This is a genomic window from Streptosporangium sp. NPDC049046 (assembly GCF_040649155.1).
Taxonomy (GTDB): Bacteria; Actinomycetota; Actinomycetes; order Streptosporangiales; family Streptosporangiaceae; genus Streptosporangium.
Genome location: NZ_JBEZEZ010000034.1, coordinates 1 through 19,575 on the forward strand (window position 1 = coordinate 1; position 19,575 = coordinate 19,575).

The window sequence follows — 19,575 nt, forward strand, 5'->3', positions numbered from 1 at the left end:
CGGATTTTCCGACCCTCGACTCGAACCCGCCGAACCCGCTAGGATTGCGACCACCCCGTTTCCAGGGCAACCCCTCTAACTTACTCCAACATCCGGTCGTTGTCCAACCGGATCTCGGCGTGACGCACGCGCCCCGACGAAGGGAGATGATCAGAAGGAGGGTCCCGAGGCTTTGGCGATCTCCACCAACCCCCTCGGGCCTGTGAACTCTATGTACGTCGCCGGACTCCGTCAAATCGAAGTGCGCGCCCTGCCCAGGACGTGTTTCCCGGCTGCTGGGTAGGGGATCCGTTATGACGGACCAAAGAGTGTTGCCCAGGGCGCTCGTCGTACTCCTCTGCACCGCGGGTGCCGTGGTCACCCTGGCGGGCATCAAGGAGATCGGGTCGATCGTCGGACCGGTACTGCTCGCCCTGGTCCTGGTCCTCGCGGTCTCCCCGGTCAGGACCTGGCTTCGCGAGCGCGGAGCTCCCGGGTGGACGCTGGTGGCGATCCCCCTGGTGATCGTGCTGCTCGTGCTCCTGGGCATGGTGGCGATCCTGACCGTGGCGATAGCGCAGATGGCGGCACTCGCCCCCACCTACGACGCGCAGTTCAAACAGCTCGTCGCGGAGGCGCAGGAGCAGGTGGCCAGGCTCGGCTTCGGCACCCAGCAGATGAACGAGGCGATCAATTCCTTCGACCCCGGAAAGATCTTCGAGCTCGCGCAGGGATTCATCTCGGGACTGCTGGGCGTCTTCTCCGGCCTGGTTCTCGTCATCGTCCTGCTCCTGGCCATGTGCCTGGACGCTCAGGCCTTCTCCAGGATCCTCGCCATGGGGGCGGAGCGCAGGCCCCTCCTCATCGGGGCACTCAACAACTTCGCCCACAAGACCCGCCGTTACCTCCTGGTCTCGACGGGGTTCGGGCTGATCTGCTCCGCGCTGGACGTGGCCGCGCTCTGGATTCTCGGTGTGCCACTCCCCCTCCTCTGGGGCGTGCTGGCGCTGATCACGAACTACATCCCCAACATCGGCTTCGTCCTGGGGTTGATCCCGCCCGCTCTGCTCGGCCTCCTGGAGGGCGGGCCCAAAACCATGATCCTCGTGATCGTCTCCTACATACTGATCAACTTCGTGGTGCAGTCGCTGATCCAGCCGAAGTTCCTCGGTGACGCCGTCGGCCTGTCCACCACCGTCACCTTCCTCTCGCTCATCCTGTGGACGTTCGTCCTCGGCCCGCTGGGCGCACTGCTCGCCATCCCGCTCAGCCTGCTGACCCGCGCGCTGCTGCTCGACAGCGACCCCGACGGCAAGTGGGCCGTCGCTCTCGTCTCCGGGGAGGTTCCCGAGGAGGAGAGGCACGCGCCGAAGAGGAAACCGGGCGGAGACGAGGCGAAGTCCTCACCGCCCGTACCCTGAGGCCATGTATCGCGAGTGGGCGCCGGCTCCCGGCCTCGCCGGGCGGGTGGCCTGCCTGTGGGTCAACGAGTCGTCCTCGGCCGCGACGCAGCTGGTCGTGCCCGACGGCTGCGTGGACCTGATCTGGGGTCCTGGAGGAGCGCAGGTCGCGGGACCCGACACGGGGCCGAAACCCGTCCGGATGGTGCCGGGTGACCGATACGCCGGGGTCCGGTTCAGGCCCGGCGCGGTGGGCGAACTGTTCGGTGTGCCGCTCGACAGCCTGCGCGACCTGCGGGTGCCGCTGTCCGACCTCGAATCCCTCTCGGAACTGTCCGATCTGGAGCCCCTCGCGGGACTCCGGCCGTCGAAGCCGCTCTTCGACGGCGTACAGCGGGCTCTGGTCGTACGGCTGCGCGCGATGCCCGGGCCCGACCCCTCGGCGCCCGCGATCGCCGAGGCACTGCGGGCCGGGCGGAGCGTGCGGGAGGTGGCCTGGGAGCTGGGACTCGGTGAGCGACAGCTTCTGCGCCGGTCCGTACGGGCCTTCGGCTACGGGCCGAAGGTGCTGCAGCGGGTGGTCAGGTTTCAGCGGGCGCTTGGCCTGGCCAGGCGCGGGGTCACGGCGGCCGAGGTCGCCGTGCTCAGCGGCTACGCCGACCAGGCCCACATGGCGAACGAGGTACGGCGGCTGGCGGGTGTGCCCCTGAAGCGGCTGCTCGATCGGTCCGCTGGCGAGAGCACCTGACCGGGTCCGCGCGGGCCGTCACCCCGGCCCGCGCGCGGTGCCCGCGGCTCGGGGTCAGGCGGTCTCCATCGCGACCGCTCCGCCGCTCACCCGGCTTCGGCCGTCCACGGAGGCGATCGAGACCTTCAGCGTGCTGGGCCGTCCCATGTCCACCCCCTGGATGACCGTGAACTCCGAGGAGCCGGTCCCGAGGACTCGCAGGTAGCCGCCGAACGCGGCGGCCGCGGCCCCGGTGGCGGGGTCCTCCACGACGCCCCCGACCGGGAACGGGTTGCGGGCGTGGAACCGCTCGTCGCTCTCCCGCCAGAACAGGTTCGCCGTCGTCCAGCCTTCGCGGGTCATGACCGCTTTCAGCCGCTCGTAGTCGTAGTCGAGGTCGGCCAGGCGTTCACGAGAGGCCGCGGCGATCATGAGGTGATCGACGCCGCCGAACGCGACGTGCGGCGGGAAGGCCGGATCGAGTTCGTCGCGGGACCATCCGAGGGCGGCGAGCGCCTCCTCCAGCGCGTCCTCCGCGACGGGCCTGGAGTATGTGGGAACGCTGGTGAGCGTGGCGCGGAGCGCGTCGTCGACGATCTCGGTGTCGACGACGATCTCACCCGCCTTGGTGTCGAAGGCCAGACGCCCGATCCCGAGGCGTTCGGCGAGCGCCACCGAGGTGGCGATCGTGGCGTGCCCGCAGAACGCCACCTCGGCCGAGGGGGCGAAATACCGGACCGTGAAGGCGCACCGCTCGTCGTCGCGGGCGGTCACGAAAGCCGTCTCGGAGTATCCGACCTCGGCGGCGACGGCCAGCATCTCCGCGTCGGACAGGCCGGCCGCGTCGAGGACGATCCCGGCGGGGTTTCCTCCTTCGGGATCGTGGGTGAAAGCGGTGTATCGCAGGATCTCCACGGTGCTCGTCACAGGACCGGAACCTATCAGCCAGGCCAGGGCCTGCCGGGGCCCCGCCACGCGGCTGTGACGGGGACGCGGACACGGGAGCCGAGCGGACGTGGGAGCTCAGGTGGAGGCGGAGACGGGTGTCGACGGCGGTGGCCCCTCGGAGGAGGGGGTGGCGGGTGCGCGGAAGACCCGGCGCTCCCATGGCATGGCGAGCGCCAGGACCGGCAGCAGCACGATGGACGCCTGCGACCAGACGACGTGGAGACTTCGCCAGGTGGCGGAGTCGAACTGGGTCATGTAGAGGTAGCCGTACCCCGCCCAGAGTGAGGCTCCGATGATCGCGGGCCACGCGAAGCGGGTGGGGCGGGCGATCAGGAACGGCATGAACCACAGGAGATACTGCGCGCCGAGCCTGGGGGTGGTGACCATGAAGGCGAGCAGCAGCGCCGTGGTGAGGTCGATCGGGTCGGCGCGGCGCCACAGGAAGGCCGTGATCAGCATGGTGACGTAGATCAGGCGGGTGCCGAAGGTGGCGATCCCCTGGTTGAGGTCGTTGACGCCGTTCATGAGGATGGCGCTGTAGCCCCACTGGCCGACGATCGGGCGGATCTCCTGGATCACCCGGATGACCTCGGGGATCTGGCTCAGCGAGGTACCGGCGAAGATCGGCAGGGTGACGAGGAAGAAGATCGGCGCGATGCCCGTGGCCACGAACGCCACGGCGCGGGCGCGGAAGGTGGGCAGCAGCAGAAGCAGGCCGGGGATGAGCCAGATCGGCCAGCTCTTGGCGCACAGCGCGAGCCCCATCAGCAGTCCCGCGAACAGGGCCCGGCGCAGCGACTGCCGGTCGCCCTCGCGCGGGGTGAGCGCCGCTCGGAGCACCCCGTCCGGGCCGAAGGCGTGCCGTACGGCGCCGGCGAGGCCGTGGAGGGCGACGCTCTGCCGCGCCAGCGCGACCGGGTTGGTGGTCATGCCCGGCCGGTGGGGGTCGCCGGGGCCTCGGGCGACGACGAAGGCGGCGACGCCGAAGACCAGGGCGACCGGCTCGACCTGGCCGTGGACGGAGGCGACGAGGATGGCGAGCGGGTTGCAGGCGTACTGGAAGGCGCGCAGCGAGGCGTTGGGCCCCCCGGCGAGCTTGCCGACCAGCGGGATCAGCACGATGTCCGCCACCACGGTGACCAGGCGCCCGCCGACCTCCCAGGGGATGCCCAGCCAGAGCAGGAGACCGTAGACGTAGGGGATGGTCGGCAGGAAGTGCCAGCCTCCCGAACTGCCCAGAACGGGATCCTCACGGTTCAGGACCGCCTCGCCGGCGGGCTTGAAGCTGTTGATGAAGTCGACCGGTTGCCAGGTGTCCACCGCCGATGTGGCCATGATGAGCACTCTGAAGGCGATTCCCACTCCCAGTACGACCAGGAGGGAGGGTCTCCAGCCTTTCCATTGCGCTACCAGGGCGAGCACGACACCGGTGACGAGGACGAACCCCGTGAGAATTGCGTAGTCCATGACGGCCCCTAGCCTGCCCGACCTGGCGACCAGCCAGCCACCCGCATTCCCAAAACGAGACCACTCTGCCAGTTTTACGGCTTTCTGGATCAAGGCCGTCACGACGAGTGACCGTCTCCGGGCGCGCGCCGGAGAACCCGCGGGGCACACCGGGGTGGAACCTCGCCGCCGGAGGTCCGTCTCCTCCGGCGGCGAGGGGTTATCAGCCCAGGCCGTCGAGATAGGCCCGGTGGTTGCGGGAGAACTCGAAGGCGTTGTACCTGTCCCAGTTGATCGACCAGGTCATCAGCCCCCGGAGGTTCGGGTAGACCCCTCTGGGCCGGTACGTCCCGCAGTTCGTCCCCTTGGCCAGGCAGTCGAAGGCCTTCTGGACCTCGGCGACCGTGGTGAAACCGTTACCCGCGAACGGGGCGGCGGGCAGGCCGATCGCGACCTGGTCCTGGCGCAGGGCGGGGAAGACGTTGTTCGGGTTGCCCGCGATGGGGAAGCCCGCGAGCAGCATGTCGGTCATGGCGACGTGGAAGTCGTGGCCGCCCATGGTGTGGTACTGGTTGTCCAGCCCCATGATCGGCCCGGAGTTGTAGTCCTGGACGTGCAGCAGGGTCAGGTCGTTGCGCATCGCGTGGATGACGGGGAGGTACGACGCGGCCCGCCGGTCGGCGGAGCCGTTCGGGCCGGGACCGTAGAACTGGTAGCCCAGCTGGACGAAGAACGTCTCGGGGGCCATGGTCAGCACGAACCGCGTGCCGTACCTGGCCTTGAGGGTCTTGAGCGCGGAGATCAGGTTGACGATGACCGGGGTGGTGGGGGCGGACAGGTTGGTGTCGCCGTTGTCGAGATAGAGGGAGTGGCCCTCGAAGTCGATGTCCAGCCCGTCGAGGCCGTACCTGTCGATGATGGCGCTCACCGACTGGACGAACCTGTCGCGTGCGGCGGTGGTGCTCAGCTGGACCTGGCCGTTCTGGCCGCCGATCGAGATCAGCACCTTCTTGCCGAGTGCCTGCTTGGCCCGGATTCCGGCGATGAACTCGGCCTCGGACTCGACGTTGGGGCATTCGGCGGCCGGGCACTGGGTGAAGCGGATGTCTCCCGAGGTCACCGAGGTGGGTTCGCCGAAGGAGAGGTTGATGACGTCCCAGGCGTTGGGTACGTCCGCCATCCGCGTGTAGCCGGAGCCGTTGGCGAAGGAGGCGTGCAGGTAGCCGACCAGCACCCGTTTGGGCAGGGTGCCGGGGGGTGTGCCGGTGACGGTCGCGGAGACCGCGCCGGACTTCGCGGACTCGCCCGAGGCGTTGGTCGCGCTCACCTGGTAGCTGTGCGTCCCCGCACCGGGGCTGTCGGTGTAGGTGGTCCCGGTGGGGGCGCCGACCTTCGTCCCGTTGCGGTAGACGTTGTAGCCGGTCGCGCCCGAGGAGGCGTTCCACCTCAGCGCGACGCTCGTGCCGCTGACGGTGGCGGCGAGCCCCGAGGGTGCGGACGGGGGTGGCTGGCTGCCGCCGACCGTGACGGAGACCGCGCCGGACCTCGCGGACTCGCCCGAGGCGTTGGTCGCGCTCACCTGGTAGCTGTGCGTCCCCGCACCGGGGGTCTCGGTGTAGGTGGTCCCGGTGGCGGTGCCGACCTTCGTCCCGTTGCGGTAGACGTTGTAGCCGGTCGCGCCCGAGGAGGCGCTCCAGCTCAGCGAGGCGGTGGTGGCGTTTCCGGTGCCGGTGAGCCCGGTGGGCGCCGCGGGAGGCTGTCCCTGCCCCGGTGCTCCGTCGAGGACGACGTCGTCGGCCTGGTAGACGCCCTGGCCGTACCAGCCGTTGACGTAGATCGTGACCGAGGTGGTCGAGGCGCCGGTGGTGAACGAGGTCGACAGCTGGACGTAGGACGACGGTGAGGACGCCCATGTGCTGGGGTCGGTGCCGCCGGTGCCGGTCGCGCCGAGGAAGACGTAGCCGCCCCTCACCCAGGCCGACAGGGTGTAGGCCGAGGACGGTCTGACGCTGATCGTCTGCTGACAGCGGGCGGTGTCGTTCCCCACCGGTGTGGCCTGCAGTGCCCTGGTGCCACTGCGGACCGGCGTGGACACCGCCGTGGCTCCGGAGGACGCCGTGCAGGTCCAGCCGGTCAGCCCGCTCTCGAAGCCGGGGTTGACCGCGATGTTGGCGGCGTGGGCGGGTGACGCGGCGAGCGTCGTCCCGCCCAGCGCCAGTACGGCGATCGCCGCGAGTTTCCTGAGGTACATCCGATTTACCCCGCAAGGATCTTTAGGAGGGTGTTCGTGGGGCACGGCCCGCCCCCCGGGCGGGGTACGGGCCGTGCCGGACGGGTCGTGTGGGAAGCGCGGCGCGGTTCCGTGCCGCGCACACGCCGGGCGTCCGGTGGGACCGCTCGGGCCTGACGTGGCACGCGGTTCCGTTCCGCGCACGCGCCGGGCGCCTTCGCCCGGCGCGTGCTCCGTGTCGGGCGGGCCCGCGCCGGACGTTCTCGCCCTGGGCGGGCCCGCTCCGCGCGGGTCAGAAGCCGGCGGTGACGCGGGTGAAGTCCCAGTCGCTCTGGGCGATCCCACTGCAGTTGGAGGTCACGCCGCCGCCCGGGCAGGGACGGTCGCGGTTGACCGCCCAGTAGGCGAAGCGGGTCAGGCCCTTGGACTTGGCCCAGTCGCGGATCTGGGTCCAGGTCGCGACCGTGGTCAGTTCCTGCTGGTCGGACAGGCCGTTCATGCCGGAGATGCCCATGCGGGCGTACGCCTGCGCGTCGGTCCAGCCGTTGGCGGCCTTGAGCGCGTTCTTCAGGCCCTCCGAGGCGTTGACGGTGGCGGTGTAGATGTTCGAGGCGCCGAAGTCGAACGGCATGATCGTGTAGTTGTCGATCGGCACGGCGAGCGCCTTGGCCTGGTTGATCAGGCGGATGCCGTGGGAGGTCGGGCCGGTGGTCGAGGTGCCGAAGGTGACGACGACCTTGACGTTCGGGTTGTTCTGCTTGACGATCTTCAGGCCGTTGAGGATGCGGTCCTGGACGGTGTAGTTCTCGAACTCGTCGGTGTTCTCGATGTCGAAGTCGACGACCGCGGGACCGACGGCGTTGATCACCTGCTGCACCGCTCCGGCGAAGGCGGCCGGGGTGGAGCAGTTCGGGCCGAGTTTGTTGCCCGACCATCCGCCGAAGGAGATCTGCACGCTGCCGCCCGCGGCCTTGATCTGGTTGATCGCGGCCTGGTCGGCGCCGCCGGTGAGCGGCCTCGATCCGTCCCAGGCGGGGTTGCAGCCACCGCTGGACAGGATGAACGCCATGGTGAAGGACTTCACCCCGGTGGCGTTCATGACGGTCACCGGGTTGGGCGGGTTGCCCCAGCCCATGTAGAGGTAGGGGGCTCCGGCCATCTTGCCGCCCGGGTCGGGGTTGGTGCAGCCGGTGGTGGTAGCGCTCACCGCGCCGCTCGCGGCCGACTCACCCTGCGCGTTGTACGCCCTGACCGTGTAGGTGTGCGAGGTACACGTCCCCAGCGAACCGATCGTGGCACTCGTACCACTCACCTGCGCCCGCTGCGTACCCCCCTCATACACCCGGTAACCCGTCACCGTTCCGCTGGAGGCACCCCACGACAGCGAGATCGACGAGTTCGTCGTCCCCGTCACCGACGGAGTACCGGGTGTGCCCGGCGTTCCCGGGACGCTGCCGCCGCCGCAGGCCGCGCCGTTGAGCGTGCAGTTCGACGGCGTAACCCCGCCCGGACTGCCGTTGAAACCGAAACTCGCCGTCGCCCCCGGAGCGATCGTCGCGTTCCAGCCGACGTTGCTGAAGGTGAAACGCTGCCCGCTACGACTCATCGCCGCGTCCCAGAAAGACCCGACGTTCGCCCCCGAGGGCAGATCGAAGGCGACCGACCAGCCGTTGATCGCCGTCGTACCACCATTCGTGATCGTGTACTTGCCCTCGAAACCGGTCCCCCAGTCGGAGACCTTGGTGAAGACGGCGGTGGTGGGTGCCGCGAACGCGGGGGTCGCGACCGTTGACAGGCCGATTGACATGCCGAGCGCGGCGAGGACCGCGGTCAGCGTTCGTCGAAATCTCATGGCACTTCCTCGGTTGGGGGGAGGAGATCGGAGGTGCGGGGTCGGGGGTCCCTGGCCCGCCCGGGCGCGTCTTGGATCGTGAGGTGCCGGGCGGGTCCGGGGTCGTGAGTGCGGGGGCTAGGGCAGGGTCGCGAGGTGCGGCTTGACGGTCCTGGAGAAGTTCCAGTTGTTGCTGGCGTCCCAGTTGATCGACCAGGTCATCGCGCCGCGGATCCCGGGGTAGGCGCGCGGCGGCACGAAGCTGCCGCAGCCGGTCCTGGTGGCGAGGCAGGTGAGGGCCTGGTTCACCAGGGCGGGGGCGACGATCCCGCCGCCCGCCGCGCCGGGTCCCGCGGGCAGTCCGAGCGCCACCTGGTCGGGACGCAGCCCGTTCTCCAGCTGGATGCAGGCGAGCGCGGTCATGAAGTTGACCGAGCCCTGCGAGTAGGCGGCCATCTGGTCGCAGCCGAGCATGGAGCCCGAGTTGTAGAACTGGGTGTGGACGACGGTGAGGATGTCCTTGATGTTCAGCGCCAGCTTGAAGTACTCGGCGCCGGTGGACTGCATGTCGATGGTCTGCGGCGCCATCGTGATGATCAGGTTCGCGCCCGCCTTCGCCCGCAGCGACCGGAGCGCCTGGCCCATGTAGGTGGAGTTGAGCCCGTTCTCCAGGTCGATGTCGACGCCGTCGAAGCCGTAGCTCTGCATCAGGGCGTAGACGGTGTCGGCGAACTTGGTCGCGGCGGCGGCGCTCGCCACCTGCACGCGGCCCGCCTCGCCGCCGACCGAGAGGATGACCTTCTTGCCACGGGAGTGGAGGGTCTGCACGTCGGCCCTGAACTGGGCGTCGGTGTAGCCGCCGAGGGAGGCGGACAGGCCCGGGTCCACGGCGAAGACGACCTCACCGGGGGTGGCGGTGGCCTCTCCGAAGGAGACCGCGACCAGGTCGTACTCGTTGGGCACCGCCGACAGCCGCAGTTCGACGGCCGGGTTGTCGAAGTTGTGCCAGTAGCCGGTGAGGAAGTGCTTGGGCAGCTGGCCTCCGCCGGTGCAGCCGGTCGTGGTCGCGCTCGCCGGGTCGCTCTTGGGGCCCTCGCCCGCGGAGTTGTACGCCGCCACCGTGTAGGTGTGCGCCTCGCACACACCCAGCCCGGACACCGTCGTGCTCGTCCCGGTCACGGTCGCCCGCACCGTCGACCCCTCGTACACCCGGTAGCCGGTCACCGTTCCCGAGGACGCGCCCCACGAGAGCGCCACGCTGTTCGCGCCGCCCGTCGCGGCCACCGCGCCCGGCTTTCCGGGGACGCCGCCGGTGCAACCGGTGGTGGTGGCGCTCACCGCGCCGCTCGCGGCCGACTCACCCTGCGCGTTGTACGCCCTGACCGTGTACGTGTGCGAGGTGCACGTCCCCAGCGAACCGATCGTGGCACTCGTACCACTCACCTGCGCCCGCTGCGTCGACCCCTCGTACACCCGATAACCCGTCACGGTGCCGCTGGAGGCACCCCACGACAGCGAGATCGACGAGTTCGTCGTCCCCGTCACCGACGGAGTACCGGGTGTGCCCGGCGTTCCCGGGACGCTGCCGCCGCAGGCCGCGCCGTTGAGCGTGCAGTTCGACGGCGTAACCCCGCCCGGACTGCCGTTGAAACCGAAACTCGCCGTCGCCCCCGGAGCGATCGTCGCGTTCCAGCCGACGTTGGTGAAGGTGAAACGCTGCCCGCTACGACTCATCGCCGCGTCCCAGAAAGACCCGATGTTCGCCCCCGAGGGCAGATCGAAGGCGACCGACCAGCCGTTGATCGCCGTCGTACCACCATTCGTGATCGTGTACTTGCCCTCGAAACCGGTCCCCCAGTCCGAGGTTTTGGTGAAGACGGCGGTGTTCGAGGCGGCCTGGGCGGGGAGCGCGACCGTCATCGACAGGAACAGTGCCGCCAGTGCGACGAGAGAACGAGCGATGGCGTGTGGTTTCACGTTGACCTCATGCGTTTCGTGGGGTGACCGTACGGCCCGCGCCGCGCGAGGGGGATGCGCGGATGTGGCGCGGGCCGTACGGCGGGGTGGGCTCGGTCTCGCCCAGGGACGGGGACCGTTCCGTTGATCGGCGCGGGGCGCCGGGGACCGCCGGGATCGGCGGGGCGTCACCGGCTCGTGGCTCCCGGACGGCGGTGCTCGGCCGTGGCTCGCGGGCGCCGGCCTGAGTCCTCGAGGCGGGCGACGGCGGCGCCGATGAGCGCCGCGGGGACGCCCGCATCGATGGCGGGCGTGGCGGTGGCCTGGACGGCGAGGAGGGGGACGGCCGTGCCGCCGGGCGTGGGCAGGCCTCGGCGAGGGCTTGCAGCCGCAGTCAGGACGGGTGGGGAAAGGGCGCGCCGCATGATCGCTCCGATGGACGTGGAACCTGGGGGGTGAGGCGTCCGGACGGTCGGACCTTCGGTGGCGACGGCTTCCGCCGTCGGGTTGTCGCAGCTAGGGGTCGAGGGGAGGGGACGCGCGAGCCATGGGCACCCCCGGTCGGCACTTCTTTTAGGAAAGTTTCCTAAGAGTTGTCGTGATCGTAGCCTTGACACACCCCTGACACAAGGCCCAAAAAAACGTCGGACGCTCACGCCGTCCGGGAAATACGGGAGAAGGAAGGGCGTCGGCCGCCGACGGGCGCGGGGGCGCCGTTCGTCGACTTCGGCTATCGCGGACTCCAGGTCGCGACGGCGACACCGACGAGCGAGAGGAGTGGCCCGAGATCGGCTATCGCGAGGTCTGGTTCGCCTTGATCGCGACGCTGACGAGCGAGAGGAACAGTTCGGCGTCGGCCCGGCCCTCGATGGACATGGCCACCCACCCGTCGTCGGCTCCGGGGGTGACCCGGCGACAGTCGGCGAGCACCCGTGCCCACCGGTCGATCACGGGTTTGGTGAGGAGCAGCTCCGCGGTGTGGTCGCCGGACATCCTGACGATCTCCCGGCCATCGGCCCGGAACCCGAGCCCTTTTCTGGTGCGCTTCAGCGCCAGGGCCGGCCAGCGGAGGAGCTGGGCGGCCACATTCTCGACACCCTCGGTGGAACGGCGGGACGTGTGCGTGCGCAGCACTGCCATGTCTCTCATCGTCGCGGACCGGACACGATCGGGAAAGCTACCGTTTCTTAACCGTTACCGGCGCAGTGATCCTTCTGGCGAATCGTAATGATCCTCACCGTTCTCAACCGTTATTGCAGTGTTATTGAGTTGTTTTCGCGAGGGCACGAACCGGCGTCGGGTACGGTGAGTTCCCGGTCAAGACCGGAGGTAGCCCTCTCCAGCACCCCCTGCGACGGCTGACATGTTCGTGTCACGCCGGGGTAGGCGTGAGCGTCCAGCGTCTGCCGTCGCCCCAGCCCGTGGAGCGTCAATGAGCCACCAGCCCATCGTCCTCCCCCGTCTCGCCACTCTCGCCAGGCAGGCCGCGCCGAGACTGCTGGAGGGCGTCGTCGCCCCCCTCGCCGTCTTCTACGCCGCCCTCGCCCTCCTCGGCCTCAAGGGCGCGCTGATCGCGGCGGTCGCCTGGGTGTACGCGGGGGTGGGGTGGCGGCTGGTCCGGCGGGTCCCCGTGCCCGGGACGATGATCCTCGCCACCGTCGCGATCACCGTGCGGGCGCTGCTGGGGTTCTGGACCGGAAGCGCGGTGATCTACTTCCTGCAGCCGGAGCTCGGGACGATCTGCATCAGCGTGCTCTTCCTCGCCTCGGTGCGCCTCAACCGCCCGCTGGTGCAGAGGCTCACCCTCGACTACATCCACCTGCCCTCCGCGGTGCTGAGACACGAGCGGGTCCGCCGCTTCTTCGCCCGCATCACCCTGCTGTGGGCCTTCGTGCTGCTCGCCAACTCCGCGGTGAGCATCTGGCTCCTGCTGCACGAGTCGATCGGCACCTACCTGCTGGTCCGCACCACCGCCGTGGCCGTGATCAGCGGCCTGGCGGTGGCCTTCTCCCTGTACGCCTTCCGCCGGATGCTGAGCCGCCTGCACCACGACCCCGTCGCCACCCCGGCCATCGCCGCCCCGCCCGCCTAGCGCCCGGACTCCCGCCCGTCCCGGCCACCTGAGCGCTCCGGTGCCCACCCCGATCACCCGGTGTCCGGGCGTCCGGAGCGGTCAGCGCCTCGCCGGGAGCCGTACGGCGGGGCGGGCGGCGAGTACGGCGGCGCAGACGGCGAGGGCCAGGCAGGCGGCGATCACCCCCAGGATGAGCGGCCACGGCACCACGAGGGGGACGTCCGCGCGCATCGCCGTGGCGAGGGCGCCTCGCATGCCCATCAGCGCGGGCAACGCCACCACGAGTCCCAGCCCCGCGCCGAGCAGCACCACGAGTGCCGACTCGGCGGCCACCGTCCCGAGCACCTGCCGTCCCGTCGCGCCCGACAGGCGCAGCACCGCGAGGTCGCGGACGCGCCCGGCCGCCGACATCACCATCGTGTTCACGATCGCCACGCCCGCGTAGGCCGTGGACACCACGACGAGGAGCACGGTCGCGATCCACACGAGCCGGTCCTCCTCGGCGTCCGCCTCCGCCGAGTAGGTGCGGACGTCCACCGCGCGTGCCCCCGGACCCGGCGGTGCCGGGGCGCCGGCGACGTACGCCTCCTTGGCGAGGGTCGTCGCGTCGTGCCCTCTGAACAGTTCGCGGGACAGCAGGACATCGGCGTCCGCCCCCCGGACCACGCCCGCCACCGTCGGTGACGCCGAGGTGCCGTCCTCGAACGACACCGGCAGCGGCGAGCCCGGCCGCAGCCCCCGGTCCTCGGCCAGCCAGTCCGCCACGAGCACCCGGTCGGCGTCCCTGAGCGCGTCGAGCGAGCCGGAGACCACCTGGACGTCACCCGCCGACTCCAGGAGCTCCGGGGTGGCGCCGATGGCGCTCAAAACACCGCCGTCCGGCTCGAACAGGGCGCCGAACAGGGACGATCGTGCGCCTGAGGCCGACGCCGCCGTGTCCGTGAGCCCTGGCGTACCGTCCGGCACGATCACCGCGTCCGCCCGGATCGTGGTGGCGCGCACCTCGGCGAACGCCGCGGCCGTCGTCCGCACCATTCCCGTGATCAGGATCGCGCAGCCCACCGTGACCAGTACCGGGGTGGCCGTGGCCGCGGTGCGGCGGACCGCGGTCAGCGCGTTCTCCCTGACGAGCGTCCCGGTCGCGCCCCGGCCCCGGGCGAGCGGCCACGACACCAGCCGCGCCACCGGCGGCACGATCGCGGGCGAGAGCAACGCCACCCCCGCGATCACCCCCATCGCCGCGACCAGGCCCGACAGCGCGAACGCCTCCGAACCGTCCGAGCCCCACGCGTCGACCGCGGCCACCAGTCCCAGCGCGCAGCACACCGCCCCGGCGATCCACCGCGCGCGCGGCATCGGCCGGTCGTCCACCTCGGCCTCGCGCAACGCCTCCAGCGGACGCACGCGCGCGGCCCGCCCGGACGCCGACCACACCCCCGCCAGCGTGACGACCACCCCCATCGCGAACGAGCCCGCGAGCGGCGGCACCGACAATCGCACCGCGAAGCCCGGCGGTTCGAACCCGGCCGTGACCAGCACGTCCCCCAGCACGGGAGCGAGCGACGCTCCGGCCGCCACCCCCGCCGCCGTCGCGATCACACCGACCAGCAGCGCCTCGCCGTACACCATCCGCCGCACCTGGCGCGGCGTCGCGCCGACGGCGCGCAGCAGGCCGAACTCGCGACGCCGCTGCGCCACCCCCACCGCGAACGTCGAGCCCACGACCAGGATCGACACGAACACCGACAGCGTGGCCATCCCGGTGAGGACCTGCAGGCCGATCCAGCGGGTCCGCTCGTGTTCCCGCGTCTCCAGGACGTCGCGCCCCTCCCCCGTGCGCACCACGCCGGACGCGCCGGCCACCGTCCGTGCGGCCGCGGCGACCGCGGCGTCGTCCGCCCCCGGCTCGGTGACCAGGCCGATCGCGCGCACCCCCGCCGGTACGCGGGCCGCCTCGGTGTCGCTCAGGTACACCCCGGGCCCGTTCACCGTGCCGGACACCGTGTACGTCACCGGCCCGTGCGCGGTCAGCACCCGCACCCGCGCCCCCGGCGCGAGCCCCAGCGTCCGGTCCAGCGCCACCTCGCCCTCCCGCGGCGCGGCGCCCGCCGTCAGTGTGTACGGCGCCAGCGCCGCCGCCGACCACGCGTACCCCCGGTCGCCCGCCACCGGCCTGCCGTCGACGACCGGCTGGGCGTAGAACATCCGATCCGGTATGGCGTGTGCCACCCCGGGAATCGCGCCCAGCCGTTCCCGCAGCGACGCGACCGTCTCCGGCGACCAGGGACGATCCGGGGCGAAGTTACCGTCGCCCCGCTCGATCGCCGGCACCGAGACGAACACGGGCGTCCCCGCCAGCCGGTCGGGCACCCTCGCCCCGGCCGAGGTGAGGGCGAGGACGCTCATCGACACCATCGTCATGCCGAGAAAGAGGACGACGAACCCCCCGGCGAAGGAGTGCCACCGCTCCCGCAATGTCGCGAAGGTCAGCACGGCACGACCTCCAGTGCGGCCATCCGGGCGGCGACGATCTCGGCGGTGACGGTCCCGGTGTACTCGTCCACCACGCGCCCGTCGGCGAGGAAGAGCACCCGGTCGGCGTAGGAGGCCGTCACCGGGTCGTGCGTCACCATGATCATCGTTTGTCCGTGGTCGTCGACGAGCCCGCGCAGCATGCCGAGGACCTGGTGCGACACCCTGGTGTCGAGCTGGCCGGTCGGCTCGTCGGCGAACACCACGGCGGGCCTGGTGATCAGCGCTCGCGCGATGGCCACGCGCTGCTGCTCGCCGCCGGACAGGCCGCTGGGCCGGTGCCCCGCCCGGTCCGCGAGGCCGACCTCCGCCAGCGCCGCCCGGATCAGGCCGGCCGGGGCCGCGCGGCCGGCCAGGCGCAGCGGCAACGCGACGTTCTGCTCGGCGGTGAGCGCGGACACCAGGTTGAACGCCTGGAAGACGAACCCCACCCGCTCGCGGCGCAACAGGGTGAGGCCGTTCTCGCTCAGCGAGCCGAGGTCGGTGTCCTCGATGGCGACCGTACCGTCGGTCGGCCGGTCCAGGCCCGCCGCGCAGTGCAGCAGGGTGGACTTCCCTGATCCGGAAGGCCCCATGATCGCCGTCAGCGTGCCCGCGCGGAAGGTCGCCGTCACCCCGTCGAGGGCCTTCACCGGGTGGGCGGCCGTGCCGTACAGCCGGCGCACCGCCCGCAGCCGCACGGTCTCCCTGTGATCTGTCGAGTGCATGCCGTTCAGCAAAGCCGCCCGTGCCGTGCCGGCGCATTGGCGCAGGGGCGAGAGGTGAGGGTAGACCTGGCACTACCGCGCCCGCGCCCCCGGATCGGTTAACGTCGGAGGGTGTTCGCCCGTACTGCCTTGGCGGCGATGACCCGCAGGCCGTCGGTGTTCCTCCGCTCCTCATGGCCCTGGCGTTCGCTCGCCTACCTGCTGTGCAGCGCGATCCACGCGGTGGCCGCGTGCGTGATGATCTACGCGGCCTACGCCTACGGCGTCGGGTTCGCGACCGTGGCCGGGCTGTTCGCCGTGATCGTGCTCACCCTGCCGTCGGGGGCGTTCGAACGATGGCGGCTCCGGTTGGTGGACGGCGCGCCCGTGCCCGATCCGCACCTGAGGCCACCGCGCCCGGGTCCGTGGGCCTGGCTCACCATCCGCCTGCGCGAGCAGGCGACCTGGCGGGAACTCGGGTTCACGGTCGTCGCGGTGTCCGTGATGTGGCTGATGGACCTGGGACTGGTCTCGTCGGCGCTCTGGCTGCCGCTGCTGTTGATCTCCGCGCCTTTCCAGCCGGGCATGGACCCGTTGGACGGCGTGCCGCTGTTCGTCGCCGGGCTGCTGCTGTTCCCGCTCTTCGCCTACATGACGGCCGCGTGGGCGGGCACCCGGGCCTTGATCGCGCGGGCCATCCTCGCGCCGGGCCACACGGAGATCATCCGCTCCCGCGCCCGGCTCGTCGACGCGTTCGAGGCCGAACGCCGCCGGATCGAGCGCGACCTGCACGACGGCGCCCAGCAACGACTGGTGTCCCTCAGCATGAGGCTCGGTCTCGCCCGGCTCGACCTGCCGCCGGGGTCGCCCGCCGAGGCGCAGATCGTCGAGGCGCACGAGGAGGCCAAACGCGCCCTCGCCGAGCTGCGCGAGCTGATCCGGGGCGTCCACCCCCAGGTGCTCACCGACCGAGGGCTGGGCGCGGCGGTACGCGATGTGGCGGGCCGCTCTCCCCTCCCCGTCCACGTCGACGTCTCGCTGCCCTGCCGGTTGCCGTCCCCGATCGAGGTGACCGCCTACTACGTCGTGTCGGAGGCGCTCGCCAACATCGCCAAGCACAGCCTGGCCCGGCGCGGTTTCGTGCACGGCCGGCTCCTCGACGGCACGCTGGTGCTGGAGATCGGCGACGACGGGGTGGGAGGCGCCGACCCGGCGGCCGGGTCGGGGCTCACCGGGCTCGCCGACCGGGTCGCCGTGACCGACGGCGTGATGACCCTGTCCAGCCCGCCCGGCGGGCCGACGTCGCTACGTGTGGAGATCCCGTGTCCCGTCTCCGGATAGCCCTCGCCGAGGACGGCGTGCTGCTCCGCGAAGGGCTCGCCGGGCTCCTCGACCGTTTCGGCCACGAGGTGGTCGCCTCGGTCGGCGACGGCGAGGCGCTGATCGCCGCCGTGGCCGGGCACGAACCCGACATCGTCGTCGTCGACGTGCGCATGCCGCCCGGCTTCACCGACGAGGGACTGCGCGCCGCGCTCGCGCTGCGCGCCTCCCACCCCGGGCTCGCCGTCCTGGTGCTCAGCCAGTACGTCGAGCAGACCTACGCGGCCGAGCTGCTCGACTCCGACGGCGGCGCGGGGATCGGCTACCTGCTGAAGGACAGGATCGGCGAGGTACGGGAGTTCGTGGACGCGGTGGAGCGGGTCGCCGGGGGGCACACGGTCGTGGACCCGGAGGTGGTGCGGCAACTGCTCGGCCTCCGGCGCGGGCCGCTGTCCCGGCTCACCCCGCGTGAGCGGGAGGTCCTCGGCCTGGTCGCGGAGGGCCGCTCCAACGCCGCCATCGCCCGCGCGCTGGTGGTCACCGAGGCGGCGGTGTCCAAGCACATCGCCGGCATCCTCACCAAGCTCGATCTGCCCGTCGCGCAGGACGACCACCGCCGTGTCCTCGCCGTCCTCGCCTATCTCCGGGGCCGGCCGGGCGGCCCGGAGGCGGAGCGACCGCGGCGACCGCTCCGCCGTTGATCACGCCTCCTCGATCCGGCCGGCGCGGGGAGTTCCGGTGCTGATCGCGCCTCCTCGATCCGGCCGGTGAGCTCGGGGAGAGACGGCTCCCCGGAAGGCGCTTCCCATCCCTCGTGCCCCATGCCGATCGGACCCCGTTCCCCCGGACGGGAAACCGCCGCGCGGTAGTTCCACGAAGAAGGGGGCAGGGGGGGTTCTATGGTCATCACACAGCAACCGAAACGCTGGGCCGGCCTGCCGGTATTCGTCGTCGCGCTCGTGCTGGTGGCGGTGGTGGGGTCGCTGGCGGCCGGGAACGCCGGCGGTGAGTACCTGTCGCTGGAACGACCGCCGTGGGCACCGCCGCAGTGGCTGTTCGGCCCGGCCTGGACGTTCCTCTACATCCTGATCGCCCTGTCCGGCTGGCTCGCCTGGTCGGCGGGCGGCCTCACCCCGGCGCTCGGCGTCTACGCGGTCCAACTGGTCCTCAACGCGGCCTGGACGCCGCTGTTCTTCGGCGCCGGGCAGTACGGTCTGGCGTTCGCGGAGATCGTCGTCCTCTGGCTCGCGATCGCGCTCAACATCGTGATGTTCCGGCGGATCAGCCGCCCGGCCGCCTGGCTGCTCGTGCCCTACCTGCTCTGGGTGACGTACGCGGCCTCGCTGAACTTCGCCGTCTGGCAGCTCAACTGAGCCCTCTTCCCGAGGGGCGCCGTGAGCCGGTGGGGACGCGATCGTCCTCGTGCGATGTGACCGGCTCTGTCCGGTTTCCAAGGTCGGCTTCCCGAGGGCTTTCCCGGACGGTTTCTCAGGGGCGGGGAGACAGGACCCTGGTGCTCTTCAGGGACATGTCATGAGGAACACCGGGGTGCTCCCCGATGTCCGGAAAGTACCGGGCCGTCAGCCTGCTGGGTGAGACATCCGCGACCCCCCGGCTGGAGCCCGACGTGACACAGGCCATCCTCGACGCCCTGCACGATGTGATGACATCTCCCTGGATCTACCTGGCGCTGTTCGCGCTGGCGATGCTCGACGGGTTCTTTCCCGTGGTCCCGGCGGAGACGTCCGTCATCACCGCCGGGGTGTTCGCCGCCGCCACCGGGGCTCCCGACCTGCTCCTGGTGATCGTGGTGGCCGCGCTGGGCGCGTTCGTGGGCGACCACGTCTCGTACGCCATCGGGCGTACCACCAACGACCGGCTGCGCAACGGCAGGCGCAGCCGCCGGGCGTTCGCCTGGGCGGAGAGTGCGCTGGCCGAGCGGGGCGGGCTCGTCCTCGTGGTGGCCCGCTACATCCCCGGCGGCCGGACCGCCTGCACGCTGACCATGGGCGCGGTCGCCTATCCCCGGCGCTCGTTCGCCCTCTTCGACGCCCTCGCCGCGGTGAGCTGGGCGATCTACTCGGGACTGATCGGCTACGTGGGCGGCGCGGCCTTCGAGAACGACCCGATCAAGGGTCTGCTCCTCGGTCTCGGCATCGCCCTGACGATCACCGTCGTGGTCGAGACCGTCCGCCACCTCCGCCACCGCCGTACCGCGCCGCGCGTGGAGAGCGCGCCGGTCACCTCGGGTGAGCGACGCGGCGGCGCGACCGCCTGACACGGAGGCGTCCGGACACGAGGACGCCGTCGGCGACGTCGGCCTCGGTCTCGGGTCCTCGGCCTCAGGTTCGGGTTCGGGTTCGGGGTGAGGGAGGCGTTCCCCGCCTGGTCGAGCCCGCTCAGGAGCGGCCCGCGAGGCGAAGGCCCCGACGCGAATCTCGGGGAA

At 71.1% G+C, this 19,575-nt stretch carries 16 protein-coding genes; 7 read left to right on the plus strand and 9 right to left on the minus strand.

All coding sequences use genetic code 11. From position 1 onward, the window contains the following. Positions 1–293: 293 nt before the first annotated feature. Both AB0B96_RS34225 and AB0B96_RS34230 read left to right on the plus strand, forming a co-directional pair. Positions 294–1,400, plus strand: a complete 1,107-nt coding sequence (locus AB0B96_RS34225; protein ID WP_362905482.1) for an AI-2E family transporter — start codon at positions 294–296, stop codon at positions 1,398–1,400. Positions 1,401–1,404: 4 nt separating this feature from the next. After that, positions 1,405–2,127: a DUF6597 domain-containing transcriptional factor gene (locus tag AB0B96_RS34230; RefSeq protein WP_362905484.1), complete on the plus strand. Its 723-nt coding sequence runs from the start codon at positions 1,405–1,407 to the stop codon at positions 2,125–2,127. Positions 2,128–2,181: 54 nt separating this feature from the next. Here the strand turns inward: AB0B96_RS34230 and AB0B96_RS34235 are convergent, their stop codons facing one another. The 7 genes from AB0B96_RS34235 to AB0B96_RS34265 form a co-directional block, all read right to left on the minus strand. Then, the gene (locus AB0B96_RS34235; RefSeq protein ID WP_362905486.1) at positions 2,182–3,033 is read right to left on the minus strand and encodes a PhzF family phenazine biosynthesis isomerase; all 852 of its coding nucleotides are present in this window, start codon (positions 3,031–3,033) and stop codon (positions 2,182–2,184) included. 96 nt (positions 3,034–3,129) lie between these two features. Then, positions 3,130–4,521, minus strand: coding sequence for a hypothetical protein (locus AB0B96_RS34240; RefSeq protein ID WP_362905488.1), 1,392 nt, complete (start codon positions 4,519–4,521; stop codon positions 3,130–3,132). A gap of 202 nt (positions 4,522–4,723) precedes the next feature. Then, positions 4,724–6,751 (minus strand): glycosyl hydrolase family 18 protein, encoded by a 2,028-nt coding sequence (locus tag AB0B96_RS34245; RefSeq protein ID WP_362905490.1) that lies wholly within the window; start codon positions 6,749–6,751, stop codon positions 4,724–4,726. Between the two features lie 271 nt (positions 6,752–7,022). Beyond that, positions 7,023–8,582, minus strand: a complete 1,560-nt coding sequence (locus AB0B96_RS34250; RefSeq protein ID WP_362905492.1) for a cellulose binding domain-containing protein — start codon at positions 8,580–8,582, stop codon at positions 7,023–7,025. A 117-nt stretch (positions 8,583–8,699) separates the two neighbouring features. After that, complete coding sequence (locus AB0B96_RS34255; RefSeq protein WP_362905494.1) at positions 8,700–10,538, minus strand: cellulose binding domain-containing protein; 1,839 nt, start codon at positions 10,536–10,538, stop codon at positions 8,700–8,702. A gap of 167 nt (positions 10,539–10,705) precedes the next feature. After that, a complete protein-coding gene (locus AB0B96_RS34260) occupies positions 10,706–10,942 on the minus strand; it encodes a hypothetical protein (protein ID WP_362905497.1) in 237 nt (78 codons plus the stop codon). A 367-nt stretch (positions 10,943–11,309) separates the two neighbouring features. Then, positions 11,310–11,657, minus strand: coding sequence for a luciferase family protein (locus AB0B96_RS34265; protein ID WP_362905499.1), 348 nt, complete (start codon positions 11,655–11,657; stop codon positions 11,310–11,312). Positions 11,658–11,949: 292 nt separating this feature from the next. On the opposite strand from AB0B96_RS34265, the gene AB0B96_RS34270 reads away from it, so the two are divergent. Continuing rightward, the gene (locus tag AB0B96_RS34270; protein WP_362905501.1) at positions 11,950–12,609 is read left to right on the plus strand and encodes a VC0807 family protein; all 660 of its coding nucleotides are present in this window, start codon (positions 11,950–11,952) and stop codon (positions 12,607–12,609) included. Between the two features lie 81 nt (positions 12,610–12,690). On the opposite strand, the gene AB0B96_RS34275 is transcribed toward AB0B96_RS34270, so the two are convergent. Further along, the gene (locus tag AB0B96_RS34275; protein WP_362905503.1) at positions 12,691–15,084 is read right to left on the minus strand and encodes an ABC transporter permease; all 2,394 of its coding nucleotides are present in this window, start codon (positions 15,082–15,084) and stop codon (positions 12,691–12,693) included. Next, the gene (locus tag AB0B96_RS34280) at positions 15,078–15,830 is read right to left on the minus strand and encodes an ABC transporter ATP-binding protein (protein WP_362905505.1); all 753 of its coding nucleotides are present in this window, start codon (positions 15,828–15,830) and stop codon (positions 15,078–15,080) included. Before AB0B96_RS34280 ends, AB0B96_RS34275 begins: the two co-directional genes overlap by 7 nt. Before the next feature lie 111 nt (positions 15,831–15,941). Between AB0B96_RS34280 and AB0B96_RS34285 the strand changes: the two genes are divergently transcribed. The 4 genes from AB0B96_RS34285 to AB0B96_RS34300 all read left to right on the plus strand — a co-directional run bounded on the left by AB0B96_RS34285 (position 15,942) and on the right by AB0B96_RS34300 (position 19,407). Next, positions 15,942–17,150, plus strand: coding sequence for a sensor domain-containing protein (locus AB0B96_RS34285; protein WP_362905507.1), 1,209 nt, complete (start codon positions 15,942–15,944; stop codon positions 17,148–17,150). Further along, positions 17,132–17,830 carry a response regulator transcription factor gene (locus AB0B96_RS34290; RefSeq protein ID WP_362905509.1) on the plus strand — a complete coding sequence of 233 codons (699 nt, stop codon included), beginning with the start codon at positions 17,132–17,134 and terminating at the stop codon, positions 17,828–17,830. Before AB0B96_RS34285 ends, AB0B96_RS34290 begins: the two co-directional genes overlap by 19 nt. A gap of 198 nt (positions 17,831–18,028) precedes the next feature. Continuing rightward, positions 18,029–18,502, plus strand: a complete 474-nt coding sequence (locus AB0B96_RS34295) for a TspO/MBR family protein (protein WP_350948620.1) — start codon at positions 18,029–18,031, stop codon at positions 18,500–18,502. A 185-nt stretch (positions 18,503–18,687) separates the two neighbouring features. Further along, on the plus strand, positions 18,688–19,407 hold the full coding sequence (locus AB0B96_RS34300; protein ID WP_362905514.1) for a DedA family protein: 720 nt from the start codon (positions 18,688–18,690) through the stop codon (positions 19,405–19,407). The last annotated feature ends 168 nt before the right edge of the window (positions 19,408–19,575 follow it).

Coding starts and splice junctions, on each gene's coding strand:
- AB0B96_RS34225 (WP_362905482.1), top strand. CDS start 294: ATGACGGACCAAAGAGTGTTGCCCAGGGCGCTCGTCGTACTCCTCTGC.
- AB0B96_RS34230 (WP_362905484.1), top strand. CDS start 1,405: ATGTATCGCGAGTGGGCGCCGGCTCCCGGCCTCGCCGGGCGGGTGGCC.
- AB0B96_RS34240 (WP_362905488.1), bottom strand. CDS start 4,521: ATGGACTACGCAATTCTCACGGGGTTCGTCCTCGTCACCGGTGTCGTG.
- AB0B96_RS34245 (WP_362905490.1), bottom strand. CDS start 6,751: ATGTACCTCAGGAAACTCGCGGCGATCGCCGTACTGGCGCTGGGCGGG.
- AB0B96_RS34250 (WP_362905492.1), bottom strand. CDS start 8,582: ATGAGATTTCGACGAACGCTGACCGCGGTCCTCGCCGCGCTCGGCATG.
- AB0B96_RS34260 (WP_362905497.1), bottom strand. CDS start 10,942: ATGCGGCGCGCCCTTTCCCCACCCGTCCTGACTGCGGCTGCAAGCCCT.
- AB0B96_RS34265 (WP_362905499.1), bottom strand. CDS start 11,657: ATGGCAGTGCTGCGCACGCACACGTCCCGCCGTTCCACCGAGGGTGTC.
- AB0B96_RS34270 (WP_362905501.1), top strand. CDS start 11,950: ATGAGCCACCAGCCCATCGTCCTCCCCCGTCTCGCCACTCTCGCCAGG.
- AB0B96_RS34280 (WP_362905505.1), bottom strand. CDS start 15,830: ATGCACTCGACAGATCACAGGGAGACCGTGCGGCTGCGGGCGGTGCGC.
- AB0B96_RS34295 (WP_350948620.1), top strand. CDS start 18,029: ATGGTCATCACACAGCAACCGAAACGCTGGGCCGGCCTGCCGGTATTC.
- AB0B96_RS34300 (WP_362905514.1), top strand. CDS start 18,688: ATGTCCGGAAAGTACCGGGCCGTCAGCCTGCTGGGTGAGACATCCGCG.